20 protein-coding genes and 3 pseudogenes are annotated in these 21,382 nt (G+C 71.3%); 16 read left to right on the top strand and 7 right to left on the bottom strand.

Annotated features, from left to right (window positions below; all coding sequences use genetic code 11):
- Positions 1–72 precede the first annotated feature (72 nt).
- Entirely contained in the window at positions 73–510 is a 438-nt protein-coding gene (locus LHJ74_RS07460) for an ArsR/SmtB family transcription factor (protein ID WP_260216755.1), read from the top strand.
- Positions 511–542: 32 nt separating this feature from the next.
- On the opposite strand, the gene LHJ74_RS07465 is transcribed toward LHJ74_RS07460, so the two are convergent.
- Positions 543–2,327, bottom strand: a complete 1,785-nt coding sequence (locus LHJ74_RS07465; protein ID WP_260216756.1) for a cytochrome P450 — start codon at positions 2,325–2,327, stop codon at positions 543–545.
- A 148-nt stretch (positions 2,328–2,475) separates the two neighbouring features.
- On the opposite strand from LHJ74_RS07465, the gene LHJ74_RS07470 reads away from it, so the two are divergent.
- Positions 2,476–3,741 carry an APC family permease gene (locus LHJ74_RS07470; RefSeq protein ID WP_260216757.1) on the top strand — a complete coding sequence of 422 codons (1,266 nt, stop codon included), beginning with the start codon at positions 2,476–2,478 and terminating at the stop codon, positions 3,739–3,741.
- Between the two features lie 37 nt (positions 3,742–3,778).
- Here LHJ74_RS07470 and LHJ74_RS07475 read toward each other — a convergent pair whose 3' ends face one another.
- Positions 3,779–4,483: a sensor domain-containing protein gene (locus tag LHJ74_RS07475; RefSeq protein WP_260216758.1), complete on the bottom strand. Its 705-nt coding sequence runs from the start codon at positions 4,481–4,483 to the stop codon at positions 3,779–3,781.
- Positions 4,484–4,723: 240 nt separating this feature from the next.
- Between LHJ74_RS07475 and LHJ74_RS07480 the strand changes: the two genes are divergently transcribed.
- The 6 genes and pseudogenes from LHJ74_RS07480 (at position 4,724) to LHJ74_RS07505 (ending at position 10,749) form a co-directional block, all read left to right on the top strand.
- Positions 4,724–5,509, top strand: a complete 786-nt coding sequence (locus tag LHJ74_RS07480; protein WP_260216759.1) for a 3-hydroxybutyrate dehydrogenase — start codon at positions 4,724–4,726, stop codon at positions 5,507–5,509.
- Between the two features lie 206 nt (positions 5,510–5,715).
- Positions 5,716–7,137 carry an MFS transporter gene (locus tag LHJ74_RS07485; protein ID WP_260216760.1) on the top strand — a complete coding sequence of 474 codons (1,422 nt, stop codon included), beginning with the start codon at positions 5,716–5,718 and terminating at the stop codon, positions 7,135–7,137.
- 8 nt (positions 7,138–7,145) lie between these two features.
- A pseudogene (locus LHJ74_RS07490) lies at positions 7,146–9,033 on the top strand (helix-turn-helix domain-containing protein).
- 104 nt (positions 9,034–9,137) lie between these two features.
- A complete protein-coding gene (locus tag LHJ74_RS07495) occupies positions 9,138–9,473 on the top strand; it encodes an ArsR/SmtB family transcription factor (protein ID WP_260216761.1) in 336 nt (111 codons plus the stop codon).
- Entirely contained in the window at positions 9,473–10,219 is a 747-nt protein-coding gene (locus LHJ74_RS07500) for a cation efflux transmembrane domain-containing protein (RefSeq protein ID WP_260216762.1), read from the top strand. Before LHJ74_RS07495 ends, LHJ74_RS07500 begins: the two co-directional genes overlap by 1 nt.
- A gap of 56 nt (positions 10,220–10,275) precedes the next feature.
- Positions 10,276–10,749: a nuclear transport factor 2 family protein gene (locus LHJ74_RS07505; protein ID WP_260216763.1), complete on the top strand. Its 474-nt coding sequence runs from the start codon at positions 10,276–10,278 to the stop codon at positions 10,747–10,749.
- A 29-nt stretch (positions 10,750–10,778) separates the two neighbouring features.
- On the opposite strand, the gene LHJ74_RS07510 is transcribed toward LHJ74_RS07505, so the two are convergent.
- On the bottom strand, positions 10,779–11,576 hold the full coding sequence (locus LHJ74_RS07510; RefSeq protein WP_260216764.1) for a VOC family protein: 798 nt from the start codon (positions 11,574–11,576) through the stop codon (positions 10,779–10,781).
- A gap of 147 nt (positions 11,577–11,723) precedes the next feature.
- Between LHJ74_RS07510 and LHJ74_RS07515 the strand changes: the two are divergent.
- The 3 genes and pseudogenes from LHJ74_RS07515 to LHJ74_RS07525 all read left to right on the top strand — a co-directional run bounded on the left by LHJ74_RS07515 (position 11,724) and on the right by LHJ74_RS07525 (position 14,429).
- Positions 11,724–11,965: pseudogene (locus LHJ74_RS07515) on the top strand (hypothetical protein).
- A gap of 309 nt (positions 11,966–12,274) precedes the next feature.
- Positions 12,275–12,478, top strand: coding sequence for a cold-shock protein (locus LHJ74_RS07520; RefSeq protein ID WP_006604579.1), 204 nt, complete (start codon positions 12,275–12,277; stop codon positions 12,476–12,478).
- 409 nt (positions 12,479–12,887) lie between these two features.
- On the top strand, positions 12,888–14,429 hold the full coding sequence (locus tag LHJ74_RS07525) for a DEAD/DEAH box helicase (RefSeq protein ID WP_260216765.1): 1,542 nt from the start codon (positions 12,888–12,890) through the stop codon (positions 14,427–14,429).
- Positions 14,430–14,577: 148 nt separating this feature from the next.
- Here the strand turns inward: LHJ74_RS07525 and LHJ74_RS07530 are convergent, their stop codons facing one another.
- Positions 14,578–14,934 (bottom strand): ArsR/SmtB family transcription factor, encoded by a 357-nt coding sequence (locus tag LHJ74_RS07530; RefSeq protein ID WP_260216766.1) that lies wholly within the window; start codon positions 14,932–14,934, stop codon positions 14,578–14,580.
- A gap of 80 nt (positions 14,935–15,014) precedes the next feature.
- Here LHJ74_RS07530 and LHJ74_RS07535 point away from each other — a divergent pair, with 80 nt between their 5' ends.
- A complete protein-coding gene (locus LHJ74_RS07535; RefSeq protein WP_260216767.1) occupies positions 15,015–16,187 on the top strand; it encodes a cation diffusion facilitator family transporter in 1,173 nt (390 codons plus the stop codon).
- Here LHJ74_RS07535 and LHJ74_RS07540 read toward each other — a convergent pair.
- Both LHJ74_RS07540 and LHJ74_RS07545 read right to left on the bottom strand, forming a co-directional pair.
- Positions 16,171–16,386: a heavy-metal-associated domain-containing protein gene (locus tag LHJ74_RS07540; RefSeq protein WP_260216768.1), complete on the bottom strand. Its 216-nt coding sequence runs from the start codon at positions 16,384–16,386 to the stop codon at positions 16,171–16,173. The two genes, LHJ74_RS07535 and LHJ74_RS07540, sit on opposite strands and share 17 nt — an antisense overlap.
- Positions 16,383–16,799 carry a nuclear transport factor 2 family protein gene (locus tag LHJ74_RS07545; RefSeq protein WP_260216769.1) on the bottom strand — a complete coding sequence of 139 codons (417 nt, stop codon included), beginning with the start codon at positions 16,797–16,799 and terminating at the stop codon, positions 16,383–16,385. Before LHJ74_RS07545 ends, LHJ74_RS07540 begins: the two co-directional genes overlap by 4 nt.
- A 90-nt stretch (positions 16,800–16,889) precedes the next feature.
- On the opposite strand from LHJ74_RS07545, the gene LHJ74_RS07550 reads away from it, so the two are divergent.
- The 4 genes from LHJ74_RS07550 to LHJ74_RS07565 all read left to right on the top strand — a co-directional run bounded on the left by LHJ74_RS07550 (position 16,890) and on the right by LHJ74_RS07565 (position 21,080).
- Positions 16,890–17,537, top strand: coding sequence for a TetR/AcrR family transcriptional regulator (locus LHJ74_RS07550; RefSeq protein WP_260216770.1), 648 nt, complete (start codon positions 16,890–16,892; stop codon positions 17,535–17,537).
- A gap of 62 nt (positions 17,538–17,599) precedes the next feature.
- Complete coding sequence (locus LHJ74_RS07555) at positions 17,600–17,722, top strand: hypothetical protein (RefSeq protein ID WP_260216771.1); 123 nt, start codon at positions 17,600–17,602, stop codon at positions 17,720–17,722.
- An 84-nt stretch (positions 17,723–17,806) separates the two neighbouring features.
- Entirely contained in the window at positions 17,807–20,473 is a 2,667-nt protein-coding gene (alaS, locus tag LHJ74_RS07560) for an alanine--tRNA ligase (RefSeq protein ID WP_260216772.1), read from the top strand.
- Positions 20,474–20,612: 139 nt separating this feature from the next.
- Complete coding sequence (locus LHJ74_RS07565; protein WP_260216773.1) at positions 20,613–21,080, top strand: MarR family transcriptional regulator; 468 nt, start codon at positions 20,613–20,615, stop codon at positions 21,078–21,080.
- A gap of 105 nt (positions 21,081–21,185) precedes the next feature.
- On the opposite strand, the pseudogene LHJ74_RS07570 reads toward LHJ74_RS07565, so the two are convergent.
- Positions 21,186–21,362: pseudogene (locus LHJ74_RS07570) on the bottom strand (DNA-binding response regulator); the annotation flags it as partial.
- Positions 21,363–21,382: the final 20 nt, after the last annotated feature.

The following is a 21,382-nucleotide window of genomic DNA, read 5'->3' on the forward strand; positions in this document are numbered from 1 at the left end:
CCACGGCCGCTCCCCTCTCGAGCTCAGTACGAGTTCAATCGAACTTAGCATGCAGTACGATCGGACTCGTACATGGAGGGACGTTACGAACGCGACGAGGAGCTGTCCGTGCCACCGAACACGCACGCACCCGCCCGGCGGCCCAAGCGGCTGCCCGAGCCGGCGGGGCTGCCCGAGCCACTGCCCGAGCCGGCCGTCGACGAATTGCGTCTGGAAACCGTGCTGGCGGCGCTCAGCGACCCGCTGCGGCTGGGTATCGTGCGCAAACTCCTTCTCGAATCGGAGGAGTTCGACCACTCCTGCGGCTGGTTCGGCCTGGACCGCCCGAAGTCCTCGCTCACCCACCACTTCCGGGCCCTGCGCCTGGCGGGCGTCACACGCCAGCGCCAGTACGGGCTGGAGCGCCGCAGCCACGTGCGGGTCGACGACCTCCACGCCCGCTTCCCCGGCCTCCTCGACCTGGTCGCCGCATGGGAACCAGCACCCGGAGCCGAGCCGGGCACCGCCTGAGCCGGGCGGCTTGCGCGGGGCCCGTCCGGGGCCTACGGCCGCCCCGCCCCGTACTCGTCGGCCAGCGCCTGGGCCTGCGCGTACGACGGGATGCCCGTCGAGCCGCCCGGCCACGCCGGGAGCGAGGTGCCGCGCTCCACCGCCTCGGCGGTCGCCACGGCCGCACCCAGTGCCGCCCGGAACAGCAGCGAACCGCAGCTGACGCGCCGTACGCCCAGCTCCGCGAGTGCCGGGAGAGACAGCCCGGTGGGGGAGTGCAGGATGTTCAGCGGCACCTCCAGACCAGCGGCCAGTTCGGCGATCGCCGGGCCGTCCTGGAGCCCGGGTACGAACACACCGTCCGCACCGGCCTGCTGATAGGCCGCCACCCGGCCCGCCGTCTGCGCCGCGTGCCCGGGCCCCGGCAGCCAGTGGGTGTCCGTACGCGCGTTGACGAACAGCGCGGGCGCCGCGTCCTTCACCGCCCGGATCAGCGCGCACTGCCTGCCCTGGCCGGCCAGCGTGCCGTCCGCGCGCCCGTCCTCGATGTTGACGCCCACGACGCCCGCACCGGCCAACTCGGCGGCGAGCGCCGCGACCTGCTCTGGCCGTTCACTGAAGCCGCCCTCGATGTCCACGCTGATCAGCGCGTCCAGACGGGTGAGCGCGCAGGCGAGCCGCACGGTCTCCTCACGCGTACCGCCCACCCCGTCCGGCTTTCCGGCGGCTGCCGCGACACCCAGGCTGGTCGTCCCGACCGCACGGAATCCGGCCCCTGCCAGTGCCGCGGCCGACGCGTGGTCCCACGCGTTCGGCAGCAGCAGCGGCACCCCGGCGCGATGCAGCAGCCGGAACTCCTCAAAGCGGTCCATTGCTTTCATCCTCGGCTTCCCTCCGGGTGCGCTGTGGCTCGGTGCGCTGTGGCTCGGTGCGCTGTGGCTCGGTGTGCTGTCGTCCAGCACGCCGCAGGCCAGCGCCAGGGCGTGTGCCGAGCCGGGGCAGGGCCGGATGCCGTGCCCGAAAGTGAGGTGCGGCGGGGCAGGACGTGCCGGATTGAAGCGGTCGGGGTCGGCGAAGACCTCCGGGTCCCGATTGGCGGCGGCGAAGTCCAGCAGCACCGCGGTCCCTTCCGGCACGGCTCCGTGCCCCGCGAGCACCGCACCGGCGAGGGCCTGGCGCCGCGTACCGCGCACCGGCGGTTCGAGGCGCAGCGTCTCCGCCACCAGATCCTCGGTGCGTGCGGAGCCGGGCACGTCCGCCCGTGAGGTGCTGGTGCCCTTCAGGCGCAGCGTGTTGCGGATCAGCCCCGCCGTCGCCTCGCACGCCTGCACCAGCAGCCCGATGCGCTGCGCCGTCTCCTCGGTCTCCCTGCCCGCGCCGTCGCCGTACCAGCCGCCTGGCAGTGCGGCGACCAGCCTCCGCACACCGTCGTCGGCACGCTCCGCCCGCTCCGCCGTCGCCCCCGGCTGGTACGCACCGGCAACCGCTCGGGTCGCCCGTACAACCTCCTCCAGCCGCTCCTCCGGCCACCCGAGCCGGGAGGCGAGCACGGTGACCGGCACGAACGGCACCTGTTCCGGCGGCGCGACGCGTGCCCGGTCGCGCGCCTCAGCGCGCAACCGGACGGGACCGATCCCGTCCAGCAGGCCCTCGCTCAGCGCCCGTCGGCGCCGGTGCACCGTTCCCTCGCTGAATCGGGAGACATTCCGCCGCAGCCATCCCAGCGGTCCGTCGAGGATGTCGCCGGCCCCGGCCCCGGCGGGCGGCACCACGAAGTACGGATCGCGCAGCACGGCACACACCTCGGCGTGGCGGCGTACGTGGAGAGGTGACGTCATGCGGCGACCGTAGAGCCACGACGCTTCGGCCCCTGCCGAAACGTGGCCGCCGCCCCGCGAACCTGGCCGCGCGGCACTCGACATGTTGCTCCGCTACGGTGCGCGGGGCCACCCAGGCCACCGAAGGCGGGCGAAGGAGCGGGGCGGAGTGCAGGCAGCGCGGGGACCGGCGGGTGGCGGTGGGCTCAAGCGGCGGCTGGGCGTCACCGACGCGGTGATGATCGGACTGGGTTCGATGATCGGGGCGGGCATCTTCGCCGCCCTCGGCCCTGCGGCCAGCGCCGCAGGCTCCGGGCTGCTCCTCGGTCTCGCCCTCGCCGCGCTCGTCGCCTACTGCAACGCGACCTCCTCCGCCCGGCTTGCCGCCCGCTACCCCGCCTCCGGCGGCACCTACGTCTACGGCCGAGAGCGGCTCGGCGCATTCTGGGGCTATCTGGCGGGCTGGTCCTTCGTCGTCGGCAAGACCGCCTCCTGTGCCGCGATGGCCCTCACCGTCGGGTTCTACGCATGGCCCGGCCAGGCGCACGCGGTCGCGGTCGGCGCCGTGGTCGCCCTGACCGCCCTGAACTACACCGGCGTACAGAAGTCCGCCGGGCTTACGCGCGCCGTCGTGGCCTTCGTCCTGGCGGTACTCGCCGCCGTCGTCACCACCTGCCTCACCAGCGGCGGCGCGGCCGCCTCCCGGCTGGACATCGGCGCGGACGCCACGGCGGGCGGCGTACTGGAGGCGGCCGGACTGCTCTTCTTCGCCTTCGCCGGGTACGCGCGCATCGCCACCCTCGGCGAGGAGGTACGCGACCCGCGGCGCACCATCCCGCGCGCGGTTCCGCTCGCCCTGGGCATCACGCTCGTCGTGTACGCGGCGGTCGCCGTCGCGGTGCTGGCCGTGCTCGGCCCCGGCCGGCTCGCCGACTCCACGGCGCCGCTGAGCGAGGCCGTACGAGCGGCGGGCGCACCCGGACTGGTCCCGGTGGTGCGCGCCGGCGCGGCCATCGCGGCCCTGGGGTCCCTGCTGGCACTGATCCTCGGAGTCTCCCGCACCACCCTCGCCATGGCCCGCGACCGCCACCTGCCGCACACCTTGGCCGCCGTGCATCCCCGCTTCGGTGTCCCGCACCACGCGGAGCTGGCGGTGGGCGCCGTCGTCGCCGTACTCGCCGCGACGGCCGACGTGCGTGACGCCATCGGCTTCTCGTCCTTCGGGGTGCTTGCCTACTACGCGGTCGCCAACGCCGCCGCCTGGACCCTCACGCCCGCCGAAGGGCGCCCGCCCCGCGTCGTCCCCCTGCTGGGACTGGCGGGCTGCGCCGCCCTCGCCGTCTCCCTCCCTCTGGCCTCTTCCCTCCCGGGCGCCGCCGTCCTCCTCACGGGTGCCGCGCTCTACGGCCTGCGGTTGCGCCTGCGACAGCGGTGAGCAGTGCGCAGTGCGCAGTGAGCGGTGAGCGGCTCTGTCAGCCGAGGAGGGAGCGCACCGCCGCGCGGTCGACGTTGGTCAGGGCGCGGATCAGCTTCGGGGTGAGCAGGACGATCACCATTCCGAGCAGGGAGGCACCGGCGATCTCTGGCACGGAGTCGAGGTACAGCTCGTGGTGGGTGCTGCCGGAGTAGAAGTCGTACACGCGGTAGCCGGGCCAGTCGACGTAGTGCGGGAAGACCCAGTGGTACGCGGGGTAGAGGGCGGCGACCCAGCCGGAGAGCAGGACGGACAGCGACAGGCAGAAGCTGGCCACGCGCCAGGGGAACATGACCACCTGGAAGAGGAGCGCCTTCCAGGCCGCCGCGTCGGTCAGCCGTGATGCCATGCCGGCCCACCAGCCGTCCTGCCGCGGGGCCTTGCGCGGCGCCGGTTCCGCGACGTCCAGCGCGAGCCCGGCCCGTGCCCGGCCGCGTTCGGCGGCGCCGAGCCCGCGTGCCCCGGCCAGCATCGCCGCCAGTACGGGCACCCCCAGCAAGGTGACGGCCAGCCCCGTCCCGAGCGAGAACATGGTCACCGCGAAGACGAACCCGGCGATGGCGACCGGCAGAGAGATCAGCGTGTAGCCGAGCTCGCGGAAGGTCACAGCGGCGAACGGCGCGCGCCAGAAGCCTGTGGGCCGTTCGGCCGGAGTCGCGGGCGCGGTGCGGGTGGCGGTGTACGGCAGGGTGCTGGTGCTCATGGGAGCCTCGAATCATCGCGGTGGGGACGTGCCGTGCTGACGTCCTCAACGGTCGCGGATTCGCGGGCCGGAAGGCATGGGGCACTCCGCCCAGTCGGGGGTGGTGCCAGCCCCCGGGAAGTGGGGGCGGTAACGACCCGGTGCCGCCGGCGGCATGGGCGATGCCCACACTCGGCCGGACCATACTGTGGGGGCGGCGCACATGGGCACGAACGGCCGGTGTCCCTAGCGTTTCCGGCCATGACGAGCCCAATTCACGCCTCATCCGCCCTGCCCGGTGCGGCGGCCCTGACCGGGCGCAGTGCACTGGTGACCGGTGGCGGCAGCGGCATCGGCCGGGCCTGTGCACAGGCGCTGGCGGCGGCCGGTGCCCTGGTCCACGTTGTCGACATCGACGCCGACGCGGCGAAGGCGACCGCTTCGAGCGTCGGCGCCCGGCCGCACGCGGCTGATCTGACCGATCCCGCGGCGATCCGGGCCCTGCCCACCGAGGTGGACATCCTGGTCAACAGCGCGGGGCTGCAGCATGTGGCGGCCATCGGGGACTTCCCGCCCGAGCAGTTCGAGCGGATGCAGCAGGTGATGGTCACCGCGCCGTTCCTGCTGCTGCGGCAGTGCCTGCCGTACATGTACGGACGGGGCTGGGGCCGGGTGGTGAACATCTCCAGCGTGCACGGACTGCGTGCCAGCGCCTTCAAAGCCGCCTACGTCGCGGCGAAACACGCCCTGGAGGGGCTGAGCAAGGTCACCGCGCTGGAGGGGGCACCCCACGGCGTGACCAGCAACTGCGTCAACCCCGGCTATGTACGGACCGCACTCGTCGAGGGGCAGATCGCCGCTCAGGCCGAGGCGCACGGCGTCGAACCCGAACAGGTGGTCACGGAGGTGCTGTTGTCCAGGCCCGCGATCAAAAGGCTGATCGAGCCCGAGGAGGTGGCGGCCGTCGCGGTCTGGCTCTGCGGTGCCGACGCCGGTTATGTCACCGGGGCCTCCCTGCCCATCGACGGCGGCTGGACCGCCCAGTGACACGGTCGCGCTGATCGGCACCGGTCGCTCCTGGCGGCCGCTTGCACGGCCGTTCCTGCCGGCCATCCGGCGGCGGACCACCCCTCCCCGTCCCCCCGCCATCCCCGTCCCCCGCCCCCGCCCTCCCCGTCCCCCGCTCTCCCCGCGTCGCGGTCGCGGTCGCGACGACCCGCATCCGTCCCCCGATCGAAGTGTGGTGACTCCCCATGGCAAGACCGCAGCCCCGCCGCGGCGGCATTGGCCGCGTCATCGGTGCCAGCCTGATCGGCACCACCGTCGAGTGGTACGACTTCTTCCTCTACGGTGCCGCCGCCGCACTGGTGTTCAACGACCTCTTCTTCCCCACCGCCGATCCGCTGACCGGCACCCTGATCGCGTTCGTCACCTATGCGATCGGGTTCGCAGCCCGCCCCATCGGCGGTGTCGTCTTCGGTCATTTCGGTGACAAGGTCGGCCGCAAGAAGCTCCTGGTGATCAGCCTGCTGATGATGGGCGGCGCGACCTTCGCCATGGGGCTGCTCCCCACCTACGCCACCATCGGCATCGGCGCCCCGCTGCTGCTGACCGTGCTGCGCCTGATCCAGGGCTTCGCGCTGGGCGGCGAATGGGGCGGCGCCGTGCTGCTGGTCTCCGAGCACGGGGGAGCCAAGCACCGCGGCTTCTGGGCGTCCTGGCCGCAGGCGGGCGCGCCGGGCGGCAATCTGCTGGCGACCGGTGTCCTGGCGCTGCTCGCCGCCTTCCAGTCTGACGACGCCTTCCAGGCATGGGGATGGCGCATCCCGTTCCTGCTCTCCGGCGTCCTGGTGATCATCGGCCTGTGGATACGGGTCTCCGTCTCTGAGTCCCCGGTCTTCCTGGAGGCCCAGGCGAAGGCCGAGGCGGCGCGGCAGGCGTCGGGGGTGCCCGAGCAGGCTCCGGTGATCGAGGTGTTCCGCACCGGCTGGCGCCAGGTGGTCAGCGCGATAGGCGTCCGGTACGGGGAGAACGTCTCCTACTACATCCTCACCGCCTTCCTGCTCGTCTATGTCACCGAGCATCTCGACCTCTCCAAGAGCGTCGGGTTGAACGCCGTGGCCATCGGGTCGGCGGTGCACTTCGTCACCATCCCGCTGTGGGGTGCTCTCTCGGACCGCCTCGGCAGACGTCCGGTCACCCTGATCGGCGCCGTCGGCATGGCGGGCTGGGCTTTCGCCTTCTTCGCCATGCTGGACACCGAGTCGTTCCCGGTCATCGCCGTGGCGGTCACCGTCGGACTGCTGCTGCACGGTGCGATGTACGGGCCGCAGGCGGCGTACATCTCGGAGATGTTCGACACCCGGGTGCGCTATTCGGGCGCCTCGATGGGCTCCCAGATCGCCTCCATCCTGGCCGGTGCGCTCGCCCCGATCATCGCCGTGGAGCTGCTCAAGGACTTCGACTCCGGCGTCCCGATCGCCGTGTACCTGAGCGCGGCCTCTCTGGTCACCGTCGTCGCGGTGTGGTGTGCGCAGGAGACCCTGGGCCGCGACCTGGCACAGGACGTCTCCACCTCCGCGGTAGGCCTCCCCGGAGCCGCTGGACCCGGCGAAGGTGAGGAATCCGGTACCGCGGCAGGGGGCAGCCGCGCGGACGTCCCGCTCGGCAGATGACCCCCGCTATGCTGCGCCGCGTGACGGACACGGGCACGGAGAAGCTGTTGTTCGACCTGCTCGCGCTGCTCGACCGCGGCGCACCGGCCGAGGACTTCGCCCGTCCGGCCGCCACGGCGCGGACGCACGGCGCCGACGGCCGGCAGCTGGACGTGCTGGACGGTGCCACCGGCATCGCCCTCCGCATCCGGCGCACCCTGAGCCAGCACCGCCGCCGCGAGGCCGAGCTGACCGCCCTGTTCGACACAGCAGGAGACCTGGCCGCGCTGCGCGACCTGGACGCCGTACTGCGTGCCATCGTCCACCGCGCGAAGATGCTGCTCGGTACGGAGGTCACCTATCTGTCGCTGAACGACGAGGCGGCCGGCGACACCTATATGCGGGTCACCGACGGGTCGGTGTCCGCCGCCTTCCAGCAGGTCCGTCTCGGCATGGGCGAGGGGCTCGGCGGTCTGGTCGCCCAGACCGCCCGCCCCTACGCCACCGGCGACTACCAGACCGACGCCCGCTTCTGCCACACCACCGCCATCGACGGTGCCGTACGCGAGGAGGGCCTGCGGGCCATCCTCGGCGTACCGCTGCGCACCGGCTCCCGGATCATCGGCGTGCTCTACGCGGCCGACCGCACCTCCCGCGAATTCGCCCCGGACGAGGCGGCCCTGCTCTCCTCGCTCGCCGACCATGCCGCCATCGCCATCGACAGCGCCCGGCTGCTGGAGGAGACCCGCGCCGCGCTCGACGACCTCAGCGCGGCCACCCACACCATCCGTGCCCACAACCAGGCTCTGCACCGGGCCGAGCAGGCACACGACCGGTTCACCGATCTGGTGCTGCGCGGGGGCGACGCCGCCGACATCGCGGCGGACATCGCGGATGTGCTGGACGGCGGAATCCTCATCCATGACACGGACGGCACCGAACTCGCCCGCGCGGGAGCCGATCACCGCAGTCCTCCCGAGGAGGCCGTCGCCGCCTCCCGCGCCAGCGGACGCGCGGTCGCCGTCGACGGCACCTGGGTCTGTGCCGCACTCGCGGGGCCCGAACTCCTCGGCAGCGTCTTCCTGACCGGGCGCTCCGACCTGTCGGACACCGACCGGCGCCTGTTCGAACGCGCGGCCGTCGTCACCGCACTGCTCCTGCTGCTGCGCCGCACCGCGGACGAGACCGCGTACCGCGTCCGCGCGGAACTCCTCACCGACCTGCTCGAGCGCCCAGGACGCCAGGAGCCTGACCGTGCGGGCACGCCGTCTGGGGGTGCATCTGACCCGGCCGCACTGCGTCTTCGCCCTGCACGGCGAGTCGGTCCCCCGGCACCGGCTGCTGGCCGCCGCCACCCGCCACGCCGAAGGCGGCCTTGCCGGAATCCACAATGACCAGCCCGTGCTGCTGCTCCCCACGGAGGACCCCGGCCCCGCCGCCCGTCATCTTGCCGCCGAGCTCGGCCGCGCTGCGGGCGCACCCGTCACCGTCGGCGCGGCCGGTCCGGCCACCGCGCCCGGCCAGCTCCCCGCCACCCATGTCGAGGCACGGCGCTGCCTCGAAGCCCTCCGGACGCTGGCCCAGTACGGGCACGGTGCCGCACTGGCGGACCTCGGCTTCCTCGGCGTGCTCCTCGGGGATCACGCCGACCTGCACGCCTACGTACGCGCCACTCTCGGGCCCGCCCTCGCGTACGACGCCAGGCGCGGCACCGATCTGGTGCGGACGCTGGAGTCGTACTTCGCCTGCGGGGCCAACCTCACCAGGACGAAGGACGCGCTGCACCTGCATGTGAACACCGTGGTGCAGCGGCTCGAACGGGTGAGCCACCTGCTGGGCAGGGATTGGAACACTCCCAGCCGCGCCCTGGAGATCCAGCTCGCACTGCGCCTGCACCGGTTGAGCGAGGAACTCTGAGCCGGCGGGAGTGAATTCGCGTCGCCTGAATGCACGTCGCCTGAATGCATGTACAGTCTGGATTCAGGCTTCTCTGAATCCAGGGTTCTCTGTACTATCGACGAGTGCTGACCATTGCCCCCGAAATCGAGGTGCTGGCCCGCTTCGGCCGCGCGCTCGCCGATCCGATCCGCTGCCGCCTGCTGCTCGCGCTGCGCGAGGCGCCCGCGCATCCGTCCGATCTGGCCGATCAGCTGGGGATCTCCCGTACCCGGCTGTCGAACCACCTTGCCTGCCTGCGCGACTGCGGCCTCGTCGTCGCCGTACCGGTCGGCCGCCGCACCCGCTACGAACTGGCCGATCCCCGCCTCGGCCACGCCTTGGACGATCTGCGGACCGCGGTGGTGGCCGTCGACGCGGACCGCACCTGCCCGGACGCCCAGGAGAAGGGCTGCTGCTGATGGCCTCCGTGCCCGTGGGTTTGCCCGTCGGCGTTTCCGCCGTCCCCCCGCCCGCACGCCGCGATGCGCTGACCCGCCGCATACGCCTGCTGGTCGCCGCCTCGATCGCCTACAACGTCATCGAGGCGGCCGTAGCGCTCACCGCCGGAGTGCTTGCCTCCTCATCCGCGCTCATCGGCTTCGGGCTGGACTCGGTCGTCGAGGTCTCCTCGGCGGCGGCCGTCGCCTGGCAGTTCTCCGCACGGGAGCACGCGGTCCGTCAGGCCCGCGAGCGGACCACGCTGCGGATCATCGCCCTGTCCTTCTTCGTTCTCGCCGCGTATGTGGCCGCCGAGGCCGTACGGGCCCTGGTCACGGGCGGTGGAGCGGACGGTTCCCGCCCCGGCATCGTGCTCGCCGCCCTGTCCCTTGCGGTGATGCCGTTCCTGTCGGCCGCCCAGCGCCGGGCCGGGCGTCAGCTGGGCTCGGCCTCAGCGGTGGCCGACTCCCGGCAGACCCTGCTGTGCACCTACCTGTCGGCTGTACTGCTGGCCGGCCTGGTCGCCAACGCCGCTCTCGGATGGTCGTGGGCCGACCCGGCCGCCGCACTGGTCATCGCGGCTGTCGCGGTCAAGGAAGGCCGCGACGCCTGGCGGGGCGAGGGCTGCTGCGCGCCCTCGGCCGCGGGCGCCGCCCCGGAACTGGGGCACCGGGAGTCCGACGGCTGCGGCTGCGGGGCGGGCTGCAACTGCGACCCTGGGGCATGACGACCATGGCGGAAAACCGCCAGCTCCGCCTGCACCGGCCGCCTACGCTCCGGGCCATGGATGCGCAGCAGAGCCGGGGTAGGACAACAGCTTCGGAGACCGTCCGGCGTGCCTGGCGAGCGTTCGCGAGCAGTGACGCGGAACAGATCGCGGCATGCTTCACCGAGGACGCGCAGTGGCTGGCCCCGGCGGGGAACGCGACAGCCGTCGCACTCGGCGTGCCGAGCCACATGAAGAGCAGGGAGGCGATCGTGCGCTTCCTCACCCTCGACTTCCCCCGGCTCTTCACCGAGGAGGTCGCGGTCTCCTTCCGGGGGTTCCACGCCGTTGGCGACGGTGATGTGGTCGTCGTGGAGGAGGCCATGGAGGCGACGTTGTCCAACGGCAACCGCTACAGCAACGACTACTGTTTCATCTTCGAACTGCGCGGCGGGCTGATCCACCGGGTGCGTGAGTACATGGACACGGCCCGCGGGGCCCGTATGGTCTTCGGCAGCCCAGATGGCAGCCCAGGCAGTGGCCTGGTCTGAGCGGGCCGCGCGCCTGGATCAGGCCGTGCTCACACGATCTTCGGCATCTCGCCCTGCGTCGTGCCCGTGTCGATGACGGCGAAGGCCGCTCCCTGCGGATCGACGAGGGCTGCGAAGCGGCCGAAGGGGCTGTCCATCGGGCCGTAGACGAGCCGGCCGTCCTGTCCCTGGGCGCTCGACACCGCCGCATCGCAGTCCGGTACGGCGAAGAACACCTGAATATGGGGCGGCACTTCGGCCGGGTACTCATCGGGCGTCATCTCCATCCGGCCGAGCACCGGTTCGCCGTCGAGGTGGAGGACCCGGTAGTCCATCTGCATCTCCGGGTCTTCGATCCGCTTCATCTCGTAGGGGAAGACGCCGGCGAAGAAGGCGTCCGCCTTCTTCGGCTGGCGGGTGAACGCCTCGGCCCAGACGTACGAACCCGGTTCTCCGACCTTCTCGAAGCCCTTGTGGGTGCCCGGCTGCCACACGCCGAAGGTCACACCCGACGGGTCCTGGGCGAGGCACATCGAGCCGAGCTCGCCCACCTCCATGGGCTCCACCAGCAGCCTGCCGCCGTGGTCACGGATCTCCGCCGCCGTTTCGGACACGTCCGGGGACGCGAGATAGAGACACCAGGCCGAACCCTCCTCCTGGCCGGGCATCGGCGGTGCGATGGCGGCGACTGCCTTGCCGTCCGAGTACGCCTCCGTGTAGCCGCCGAACTCGGTGATCGCATCGGAGAAGGTCCAGCCGAGCACGGCACCGTAGAAACGCTTGGCGCCTTCGAGATCGCTGAACATCGCGTCGGCCCAGCACGGGTTGCCTGCCGTCATCGAGGTCATGGTCCGCCCCTTCCGGAGTGAGGTATGTCCCACTTGCTCACGTTAGGGGTGATCTGCACGGCGGGCAGCCGGAAGGTGGCAGGCTCCCCGAGCTCGCCGCACCCTTCCCCGTTACCTCGGTCCTACAGGGATATCTACCATGCCCATGTGAGATATGCGTGCTTCACGCACTTAGGGTTCCGAGCGTACAGACAGAGTCGGCGCCTGGTGGGCCGCGCCGCCGAGATGATCGGTGTCACCCCCGGCTTCCTCCGGGTGGTCGGCGAAGCCGGTCTGTCGACGCCGCCTGCCGCATCGTCACGCTCGAGGATCAGCTCGCAGAGGCCCTGCACCGCAACGAGGAGCTGCGCGAATCCCGGGCGGGCTCTCGCGGCAACTCCGGATCCTGACCCGGAACCTCGTCCGGTGCGGGTGAATATCTAAGGCCGCAGACGCAGAAAACCAGTACCTCGCCCGGGCAGGATGTATGGCCTGGCAGGCCGGGCAATTGTGGAGCCCCGCTTCGCCGCTCCACCGTGCTACTGTTGACCTCAGTTGCAGTTGTGGTTCCCAAAGACTTCAAGTGCATTTGCCGGTCCGATTCCGGTGGATGCATTTTTGTATTTCCGGTGTCTTTATTTCCGGACGGGGTAATCATCGCGGCGACTCGTGGTCCGCACAGTGCGGGCCCATGGGTACTGCCCCGAAGGAGATATGAAATGGCTACAGGCACCGTGAAGTGGTTCAACTCGGAAAAGGGCTTCGGCTTCATCGAGCAGGACGGTGGCGGCGCTGACGTGTTCGCCCACTACTCGAACATCGCCGCCCAGGGCTTCCGTGAGCTCCAGGAAGGCCAGAAGGTCAGCTTCGACGTCACCCAGGGCCAGAAGGGCCCGCAGGCCGAGAACATCGTTCCCGCCTGACGCTTGAAGCGTACGGCGTAGCTGGGGCCCGCACCCTCGGGTGCGGGCCCCAGCTCGTCGCGTTTACAGGCTTGCTCCACGCTTCACCTCCAGGTCCGCATGTCATGCGGCCTGACGGATTTCCCCATGGCGTGACCAGGCCGTGCTCTGCCGTCCCCGTGACGGGCAGACGCTCCGCCCCGTGGCTCCGGACACATGTCCGTCCGAGCCCCGATGATTCGGCACCGGCCGTTCTGTCCGGTGTGCGTCCGATCATTTCGACGCATCCGGATCCGACTGTTTCCTGTCGGCCCGCCGGTCCGTCATCGACCTCGTATTCATCTTTTCCTCGGTTCGTTCCTGCGATTCTCCGCGCTGCTCACTCGCATGGGGAATTCCTTGATACGTGCCGCATCAAGGAGGGTTCTCAATGAACCGCACACCTCGCAGAGACGACCGCTACTCCCGCCGAGGCGGCTCGGGCTCCGGCCGGAGCGCGGGCGGCTTCCGCTCACAGGCACCCAGCCGCTCCGGCTCGCAGGGCCGCTCCGGTGGCCCCAGCCGCTCGGGCGGCTCCGGGCGCCGTCCCGCAGCGCTGCAGGGCGAGTTCGCGCTGCCGGTCACCCACACCCCGGCCCTGCCCGCCGTCGAGGCCTTCGACGAGCTGGACATGCCGGCGCCCCTGATGGCGGCCCTCACCGCCCAGGGCATGGCGGTGCCGTTCCCCATCCAGGCGGCCACACTGCCGAACTCGCTGGCCGGTCGTGACGTGCTCGGCCGTGGACGCACCGGCTCCGGCAAGACCCTCGCCTTCGGCCTGGCCCTGCTTGCCCGGCTCGCCGGACAGCGCGCGGAGTCGCGCCAGCCGCTGGCCCTGGTCCTGGTCCCCACCCGGGAACTGGCCCAGCAGGTCACCGACGCGCTCACCCCCTACGCACGTTCGCTGAAGCTGCGGATGGCCACCGTCGTCGGCGGCATGTCCATCGGCCGCCAGTCCAGCGCGCTGCGCGGCGGGGCCGAGGTCGTCGTGGCGACTCCGGGCAGGCTCAAGGACCTCATCGAGCGCGGCGACTGCCGCCTCGACCGGGTCGGGATCACCGTGCTGGACGAGGCCGACCAGATGGCCGACATGGGCTTCATGCCGCAGGTCACCCAGCTGCTCGACCAGGTACGCACCGAGGGCCAGCGGATGCTGTTCTCCGCCACCCTGGACCGCAATGTGGACCTGCTGGTCCGCCGGTACCTGCACGACCCCGTCGTCCACTCCGTCGACCCCTCGGCCGGTGCGGTGACCACGATGGAGCATCACCTGCTGCATGTGCACGTCTCCGACAAGTACGCCACCACCACCGAGATCGCCGCTCGTGACGGCCGGGTGCTGATGTTCCTGGACACCAAGCACGCAGTGGACAAGCTCACCCGACACCTGCTGAACAGCGGCGTACGGGCGGCAGCGCTGCACGGTGGCAAATCCCAGCCGCAGCGCACCCGCACCCTGACGCAGTTCAAGACCGGCCTCGTCACCGTGCTGGTCGCCACCAACGTGGCGGCCCGCGGCATCCACGTCGACAACCTCGACCTCGTCGTGAACGTCGACCCGCCCAGCGACCACAAGGACTACCTGCACCGCGGCGGCCGTACCGCCCGGGCCGGTGAGTCCGGCAGCGTCGTCACGCTGGTGCTGCCCAACCAGCGCCGCGAGATGTCCCGGCTGATGGCCACCGCGGGCATCACCCCGCAGTCCGCCCAGGTCCGCTCCGGCGAGGCCGAGCTGACCCGGATCACCGGCGCCCAGGCCCCCTCCGGTGTACCCGTCACCATCGCAGCGCCCGCCCCCGAGCGCGCGAAGCGCAGCAGCGCCTCCTCACGCGGGCGGCGCAGCCGCCCCGCCCAGGCCCGGCGCGACGCAGGAACGGGCAGGGTGCCGACCGGCACGGTGCCGCGGCAGGCCCGGCGCGGTGCCGCCGCGTAGTTCCGCCTGACGCGGCACTGGTGTGCCGCACCAGGCCCTGTCCGGCCCAGCACGTTCACAGGAGGCGCCGCCCGGCACACGAGCCGGGCGGCGCCTCCTGTGCGCGGTGCGCTCCCCGGGCGCGGCCCGCTCGGGGAGCGCATTCGGGTCAGTCGTGGGGCGGCAGGTCTCCGAGCTGGTGGTCGGCGACGCCGAGTGCCTCGTCGACAAGGCGCTTGAGGTGGCCGTGGCGCAGCGCGTAGACGACACGGCGTCCCTCTTTGCGGGTGGTGACGAGACCGGCCAGACGCAGGCGGGCCAGATGCTGGCTCACTGAGGGCCGGGCCACCCCGCACGCCTCGGTGAGGGTGCTGACATCGGCTTCGCCCTCGGCGAGACGCTCCAGGAGGGCCAGACGTGTGCGGTCCGCCAGCAGCCCCAGGACGTCTGCGGCCACCGCGTACCGCTCGCTTTTGTCCCGCTGTTGCGGGACCTGTGCACCTGATAGGTGCATGCGTGCACTCATACGCACATAATGAGGGGAGTGTGCGGCCGGTGTCCACCGGTTCGCCTTGCCGACCCCGATTCCGGAGCAGCTGAGCCGAGATGAGCGAACCGAGCGACACCAGCACTCCCCACGCGCCCCACCGCACCGGCCACGCACACGGCCACAGCCACGAGCACGCCCACAGCCACGAGCACGCGCACAGCCACGCGCACGCGCACAGCCACGAACACAGCCGGGAACACGGCCACGCGCCCGGCCGGTGGGCGCGGTTCAGGCATCAGGTCACGCATCTGGTCAAGCCGCACAGCCACGAGGCCGCGGACAAGGTCGACTCGGCGATGGAGACCTCCGCCGAGGGCATGCGCACTCTGTGGATCTCGCTCGCCGTCCTGGGGTTCACCGCGCTTGTGCAGACCGTCGTGGTGCTGCTGTCCGGTTCCGTCGCACTGCTGGGCGACACCATCCACAACGCAGCGGACGCGCTGACCGCGCTCCCGCTCGGCATCGCCTTCCTGCTCGGGCGCCGGGCGGCCACCCGCCGCTTCACCTACGGCTTCGGCCGCGCCGAGGACCTGGCGGGCATCGTCATCGTCCTCACCATCGCCGCCTCCGCCGTGCTGGCCGGGTGGACCGCGATCGACCGCCTGCTGAACCCCCGGACGATCAGCTACCTGCCCGCGGTCGCCGCCGCCGCCGCGATCGGATTCCTCGGCAACGAGTGGGTTGCCCGCTACCGCATCACCACCGGCAGGCGGATCGGCTCCGCCGCGCTGGTGGCCGACGGCCTGCACGCCCGCACGGACGGCTTCACCTCACTGGCCGTGCTGCTGGGCGCGGGCGGGGCGGCGATCGGCTGGCCGCTGGCCGACCCGATCGTCGGCCTGCTGATCACTCTCGCCATTCTGGCCGTGCTGAAGGGTGCCGTCCGCGAGGTCTTCCGCCGCCTGATGGACGCGGTCGACCCCGCGCTGGTCGACTCCGCGGAGACCGCTCTGCGTGCCGTGGACGGTGTCGTGGAGGTGGGTGAGCTGCGGATGCGCTGGATCGGCCACCGGCTGCGGGCCGAGGTCACCATCGTCGTGGCCGGAGACCTCAGTGTCCGCGACGCGCACCGGCTCGCCGTCGAGGCCGAGCACGCTCTGCTGCACGCCGTCCCCCGGCTGACGGCCGCACTCGTCCACGCCGACCCCCATGCCGGCCACGACGACACGGACCCGCACGCCCTGCTGGCCCACCACCACACCCACCCACGCGCTATCCGTGCGCGGTGATGAGCTCATAGCCCGCTTCTTCGACCGCCGCACGCACGTCGGCTATGTCGAGATCCCGGTCGCTGGTCACCGTGACCGTGTCGCATTCGACATCGACCGCGACGGCCGTGACGCCGGCGAGCTGTTCGAGCTCCTCGGTGATGAAGTCCGCGCAGTGGCCGCAGGCCATCCCGCTCACGGAGTAGCTGCTCTCTGTCACGCCGACACCTCCCGCTCCTCCGGCACCTCGGCGGGGAGGGTGCGGGTGAGCATGTGCGCCTGGCGCATCCGCCCGTCCTCGGTGAATCTGCCGAACACGTACGTATCGATGGCGAAGGTCTTCTTGCGGTACCGGACGTGCAGGGTGGAGCGGGCGGCGATCTGCTCTCCGTCCACCAGTGCGTCGTGCACCTCCACGCGCAGGCTGGGCCGGTTCTTGCGCACCGGGCGGGTGTGCGCGATGAGTTTCTCGCGGTCCATCCGGAGGCCGTCGGCGATCTGGACGACGTCCGCCGTGTGATAGCGGTCGATGATCACGCCAGGATCTTCGCCGCTGTCCAGCAGGTCGTTGTGGAACGACAGGTAGAAGTCGGCGATGAACTGCTTCGGGCCGGTGTCGTTGAATGGGCTCATGGCGCTCCCCGTCACATAGCGGACTCGTGCCGCGATCTCTTACACGCTGTAAGATATGCGGTGACCGTGAATTTTGACAAGGTGTAAAAGTTGACCCCATCCCACCCCTCGGCCCCGCCCCCTCCAAGGAGCCGCCGCGCCGATGCCCGCCGCAGCCGGGCGTCCATCCTGGAGGCGGCGCTCCGCCTTCTGAACTCCCAGCCGGACGCCAGCGTCGAGGCCATAGCCACTGCGGCAGGCGTGACGCGGCAGACGGTCTACGCCCACTTCCCCTCGCGGGAGCAACTGCTGACGGTGGCCCTCGACCAGGTCACCGAGGAGACCGTCGCCGCGATGGACGCCTCCGACCTGGAAACGGGGCCGGCGGCGGACGCGCTGCTGCGTCTGCTGGACGCCGGCAGCCGGACGGCCCGGCGTTATCCCGGTCTGCTCCAGATGACCGCCTCGCTGCCCGTGAGCGCGCAGGCGGATCACGCACGGCACGCACCCGTCGCCGACCGGCTGAGGCGGGTGATCGAGCGCGGTCAGCAGGCCGGGGAGTTCGACGGCCGGTTCTCTCCGGACTGGCTGGTGGCGGTCACCGTCAAGCTCGGTCACGCGGCGGCCGAGGAGGCCGACGCGGGCCGGATGTCCGACGAGCAGGCGGCGGAAGCGCTCCACACCACGCTGCTCCGCGCGCTCGCCGCCCCCGCGCGCACCGCTCCGGCCGAGGCCACTCCACCACGTGTCCCCGGGTGAGCTGCCTGCGTCCGCTTCGGCAAAAGGCGGTTCCGCGGCAGACGCCGGACCGGCTACAGTCGGTGGCACGGCAGACCGTTTCCGTACCGCTGGTGGTCTGCCGCACCACCGATGTGAGCGACGGATCCGGAGTCATGGGTTACACCGTGGGGGCGCGAGCTATCTGCGTCGAGCTGGAGACCTGAGAACTTCCTCAGTCTCGTTCTCGGCCCGGCTCGGCGTGAGCACTGCCACCACCTTCCACGACTCCTCCGTGAGGCCATGCCGCCATGCGCTCGACGCAGATCCGCTCCACGTTCACCGACTTCTTCACCTCCCGCGGCCACCAGCTGGTGCCCTCCGGCCCGCTGGTGCCGGACGATCCCACCCTGCTGCTGACGAACGCCGGGATGAACCAGTTCAAGCCCTACTTCCTGGGCGAGTCCACCCCGGCCTTCTCCCGCGCCACCAGCATCCAGAAGTGCGCCCGCACCATCGACATCGACAACGTCGGCCGTACCAACCGGCATGCGACGTTCTTCGAGATGATGGGCAACTTCTCCTTCGGCGACTACTTCAAGGAGGACGCAGTCGCGTTCGCCTGGGAGCTGCTGACCGAGGTCTACGGGCTGGAGAAGGACAAGCTCTGGATCACCGTCTACGAGGACGACGACGAGGCCGAGCACCTCTGGCGCCGCATCGGCGTTCCGGCGGGCCGCATCCAGCGGCTCGGCATGGAGGACAACTACTGGTCCATGGGCGTCCCCGGTCCCTGCGGGCCCTGCTCGGAGGTCAGCTACGACCGCGGCCCCGCCTTCGGCAAGGAAGGCGGACCGGCTGTCGACGGCGAGCGCTATGTGGAGATCTGGAACCTGGTCTTCATGCAGTACCAGCGCGGCGAGGGTGACAAGAAGGGCGACTTCCCGGTCCTCGGCGAGCTGGCAGGCAAGAGCATCGACACCGGGCTGGGCCTGGACCGGCTCGCCGCGATCCTCCAGGACACCCCGAACGTCTGCACAACCGACCTGCTGCTGCCCACGATGCACACCGTCCAGGACCTCGCCGGGCGCGCCTGCCCAGGGCAGGACGAGGAGGGGAAGCAATCCTTCCAGGTCGTCACCGAGCACGCCCGCTCCGTCGCCTTCCTCATCGCTGACGGAGTGCTGCCCGCCAAGGACGGCCGGGGCTACATCCTGCGGCGCCTCATGCGCCGGGCGATCCGCCACGCCCGCCTGCTGGGCATCGACGTCCCCGTCCTCCCCGCGGCCACCGCCAGCGTGATCACCAACCTGGGCGGCGTCTGGCCCGAACTGTCCGCCCAGGCCGCCCTCATCGGGCAGGTCACCGCCGCCGAGGAAGAGTCCTTCACCCGCACCCTGACCCAGGGCACCAGGCTGCTGGACGCCGCGGTCGCCCGCGCCCGCGAGTCCCGGTCGAGCGCCCTCCCGGGTGAGACCGCCTTCGAACTCGCCGACACCTACGGCTTCCCTCTGGAGCTGACCGTCGAGACCGCCAGGGAGGCCGGACTCACCGTCGAGGAGGACCGGTTCGCCGCCCTGCTGGAGGAGCAGAAGCGCCGGGCGCAGGCCGGAGGGAAGGCCCGGACCACCGAGGCCCTGCGCCAACGGGACACCTACCGTGAGCTGGCAGCCCACCTGCCGCGGACGGAGTTCCTCGGTTACGGCCACCTGCGTGCCGAGACCACCGTCAAGGGCCTCATCTCGGGTGGCGTCGTGGTCACCACCGCCGCCGAGGGCGCGGAGGCCGAGCTCGTACTGGACCGCTCACCGTTCTACGCCGAGGCCGGCGGCCAGGTCGGCGACACCGGCACGCTCACCACCACCGACGGCGCCACCCTGGAGATCACCGACACCCGCTACGGACTTGAGGGCTTCCGCGTCCACACCGCCCGCGTCCTCGAAGGCGAACTCCGCACCGGTGACCACGCCGAGGCGGTGGTGGACGCCGACCGCCGCCGGGGTCTGACGCGCTCGCACTCCGCCACCCACATCCTGCACGCAGTCGTCATGGCCACCCTGGGCGTACAAGCCCGCCAGCAGGGCTCCCTCGTCGAACCCGACCGGCTCCGCTTCGACTTCGCGCACTTCTCCCCGCTCACCGGCGACCAGCTCACCCGTATCGAGGCCGCCGTCAACGGCCATGTCCTCGACGACCCCGAGGTGCGGGCCTGGTACGCCGACCGCGCCGAGGCCGAACGGGCCGGTGCGATCGCCCTGTTCGGTGAGAAATACGGGGAGACCGTCCGCATCGTCGACATCGGCGGCTTCTCCCGCGAACTGTGCGGCGGCACCCATGTCTCCCACGGCTCGCAGGTCGGCGCCTTCCGCCTGCTGGGCGAGTCCTCCATCGGCTCCAACCTCCGCCGCGTCGAGGCCCTCACCGGCCACGGCACCCTCCGCCACCTCGACACCGAACGGCGCCTGCTCGACGAACTCGCCCAACTCCTCGGCACCCGGCCCGTGGACGCGCCCGGGGCCCTGCGGAAGCGACTGGAAGCGCTCGCCGCGGCCCAGAACCAGCTCTCCCGGCTCCGTGGCGAGGAACTCGGGCGGCAGGCCGCCGCGTTCGCGGTCAAGGCCGAGCCCACCGGATCCGGCAGCCTGCTCGTCCGCCGCGTCACCGGCATCGCCCCGGACGAACTGCGCGGCCTCGCCACCGACACGGTCGTCCGCGTCCCCGACGACCGTGCCATCGTCGTGCTCGCCACCGAACACAACGGCAAGGCCCTGTTGGTGGCCGCCCTCTCCCGCGCCCTCAACCGGAGCGGCATCGAGGCGAGTGACCTCCTCACCAAGGCGGCGGAGGCCGTCGGTGGCGGATCGGGAGGCCGCGGTCCCGTCGCCAACGCGGGCGGGCGCCGCCCGGAGCATCTGGACAACGCCCTGAACACCATCCGCCACGAAGCCACCCGAGTTCTCGCCCTCACCCGCCACTGAATCTCCCCTCCCTCCCGGCCGGTCGTGGACGGGGCCGGTGACCGTGCGCCGGCCCCGCCCGCGAACCGCCTTGACTTAATCCTCGCTTCAAGTTTTACGGTGCTCATCTCAGCGATCATTCACAGGGAGCACCGATCACATGAAGAACCAGCACACCCCCGACGCCGAGCTCGCCGCACAGCCCGCCGCTTACTGGACCAAGATCGCCTACGAGGCCGTCATCGCCTTCACCCGCGCCCAGCAGGCGGAACTCGGCTTCTCCCAGCCCCAGTACTGGCTGCTGCGCCACCTGTCGGAGAACGACATCTCACCGGACGGCCTCGGCAAGACGATCCCCGAACTCCAACAGGCGATGGGCTCCTACCTCCGCCCCGAGGACGACCTCGAAGCCGAGTCGGCAACCCTGCTGGAGCGGGGCTGGCTCACCCTGGACAGCGAGGGACGGCTGTGGATAACCGAGGCCGGAGACGAGGCTCGCGCCGCTCTCAAAAACCACGCCCCGGCAATCCGCGACCGCATCCACCAGGGCATCGACGACGCCGACTACGTCACCGCCCTGAAGGTGCTCCAGCAGATGATCCGGAACACCGGCGGTCCCATGGCCTAGCGCTGTGGCCGGGAGGGTTTGCGGGCGTCGCGGGCTTCCCGGCGAACCGGTCACGGCAGCAGCCGCCGCTCCTTGGCGACCGCGACCGCCCCCGCTCGGAGAGGGCGGGCGCGGGGTGCGCAGCTGGGCCGGCGCCCGGTCGGCGACCGGGGCCGACAGCACGGTACGGCCGGAAGCCGCGCTGCGGATCGCCGCGAACAGCTCCTCCGGCCGTTCGGCCTTGAGCATGTAACCCGTGGAGCCCGCTTCGATGGCGAGGGTGATGTCGGCGTCGGTGTCGAACGCCGCACGGCCAGTGCAAA

The organism is Streptomyces gossypii (genome assembly GCF_025165795.1).
GTDB lineage: Bacteria > Actinomycetota > Actinomycetes > Streptomycetales > Streptomycetaceae > Streptomyces > Streptomyces gossypii.

Coding starts and splice junctions, on each gene's coding strand:
- LHJ74_RS07460 (WP_260216755.1), top strand. CDS start 73: ATGGAGGGACGTTACGAACGCGACGAGGAGCTGTCCGTGCCACCGAAC.
- LHJ74_RS07465 (WP_260216756.1), bottom strand. CDS start 2,327: ATGACGTCACCTCTCCACGTACGCCGCCACGCCGAGGTGTGTGCCGTG.
- LHJ74_RS07475 (WP_260216758.1), bottom strand. CDS start 4,483: ATGAGCACCAGCACCCTGCCGTACACCGCCACCCGCACCGCGCCCGCG.
- LHJ74_RS07480 (WP_260216759.1), top strand. CDS start 4,724: ATGACGAGCCCAATTCACGCCTCATCCGCCCTGCCCGGTGCGGCGGCC.
- LHJ74_RS07485 (WP_260216760.1), top strand. CDS start 5,716: ATGGCAAGACCGCAGCCCCGCCGCGGCGGCATTGGCCGCGTCATCGGT.
- LHJ74_RS07500 (WP_260216762.1), top strand. CDS start 9,473: ATGGCCTCCGTGCCCGTGGGTTTGCCCGTCGGCGTTTCCGCCGTCCCC.
- LHJ74_RS07505 (WP_260216763.1), top strand. CDS start 10,276: ATGGATGCGCAGCAGAGCCGGGGTAGGACAACAGCTTCGGAGACCGTC.
- LHJ74_RS07510 (WP_260216764.1), bottom strand. CDS start 11,576: ATGACCTCGATGACGGCAGGCAACCCGTGCTGGGCCGACGCGATGTTC.
- LHJ74_RS07520 (WP_006604579.1), top strand. CDS start 12,275: ATGGCTACAGGCACCGTGAAGTGGTTCAACTCGGAAAAGGGCTTCGGC.
- LHJ74_RS07525 (WP_260216765.1), top strand. CDS start 12,888: ATGAACCGCACACCTCGCAGAGACGACCGCTACTCCCGCCGAGGCGGC.
- LHJ74_RS07530 (WP_260216766.1), bottom strand. CDS start 14,934: ATGAGTGCACGCATGCACCTATCAGGTGCACAGGTCCCGCAACAGCGG.
- LHJ74_RS07535 (WP_260216767.1), top strand. CDS start 15,015: ATGAGCGAACCGAGCGACACCAGCACTCCCCACGCGCCCCACCGCACC.
- LHJ74_RS07545 (WP_260216769.1), bottom strand. CDS start 16,799: ATGAGCCCATTCAACGACACCGGCCCGAAGCAGTTCATCGCCGACTTC.
- alaS (WP_260216772.1), top strand. CDS start 17,807: ATGCGCTCGACGCAGATCCGCTCCACGTTCACCGACTTCTTCACCTCC.
- LHJ74_RS07565 (WP_260216773.1), top strand. CDS start 20,613: ATGAAGAACCAGCACACCCCCGACGCCGAGCTCGCCGCACAGCCCGCC.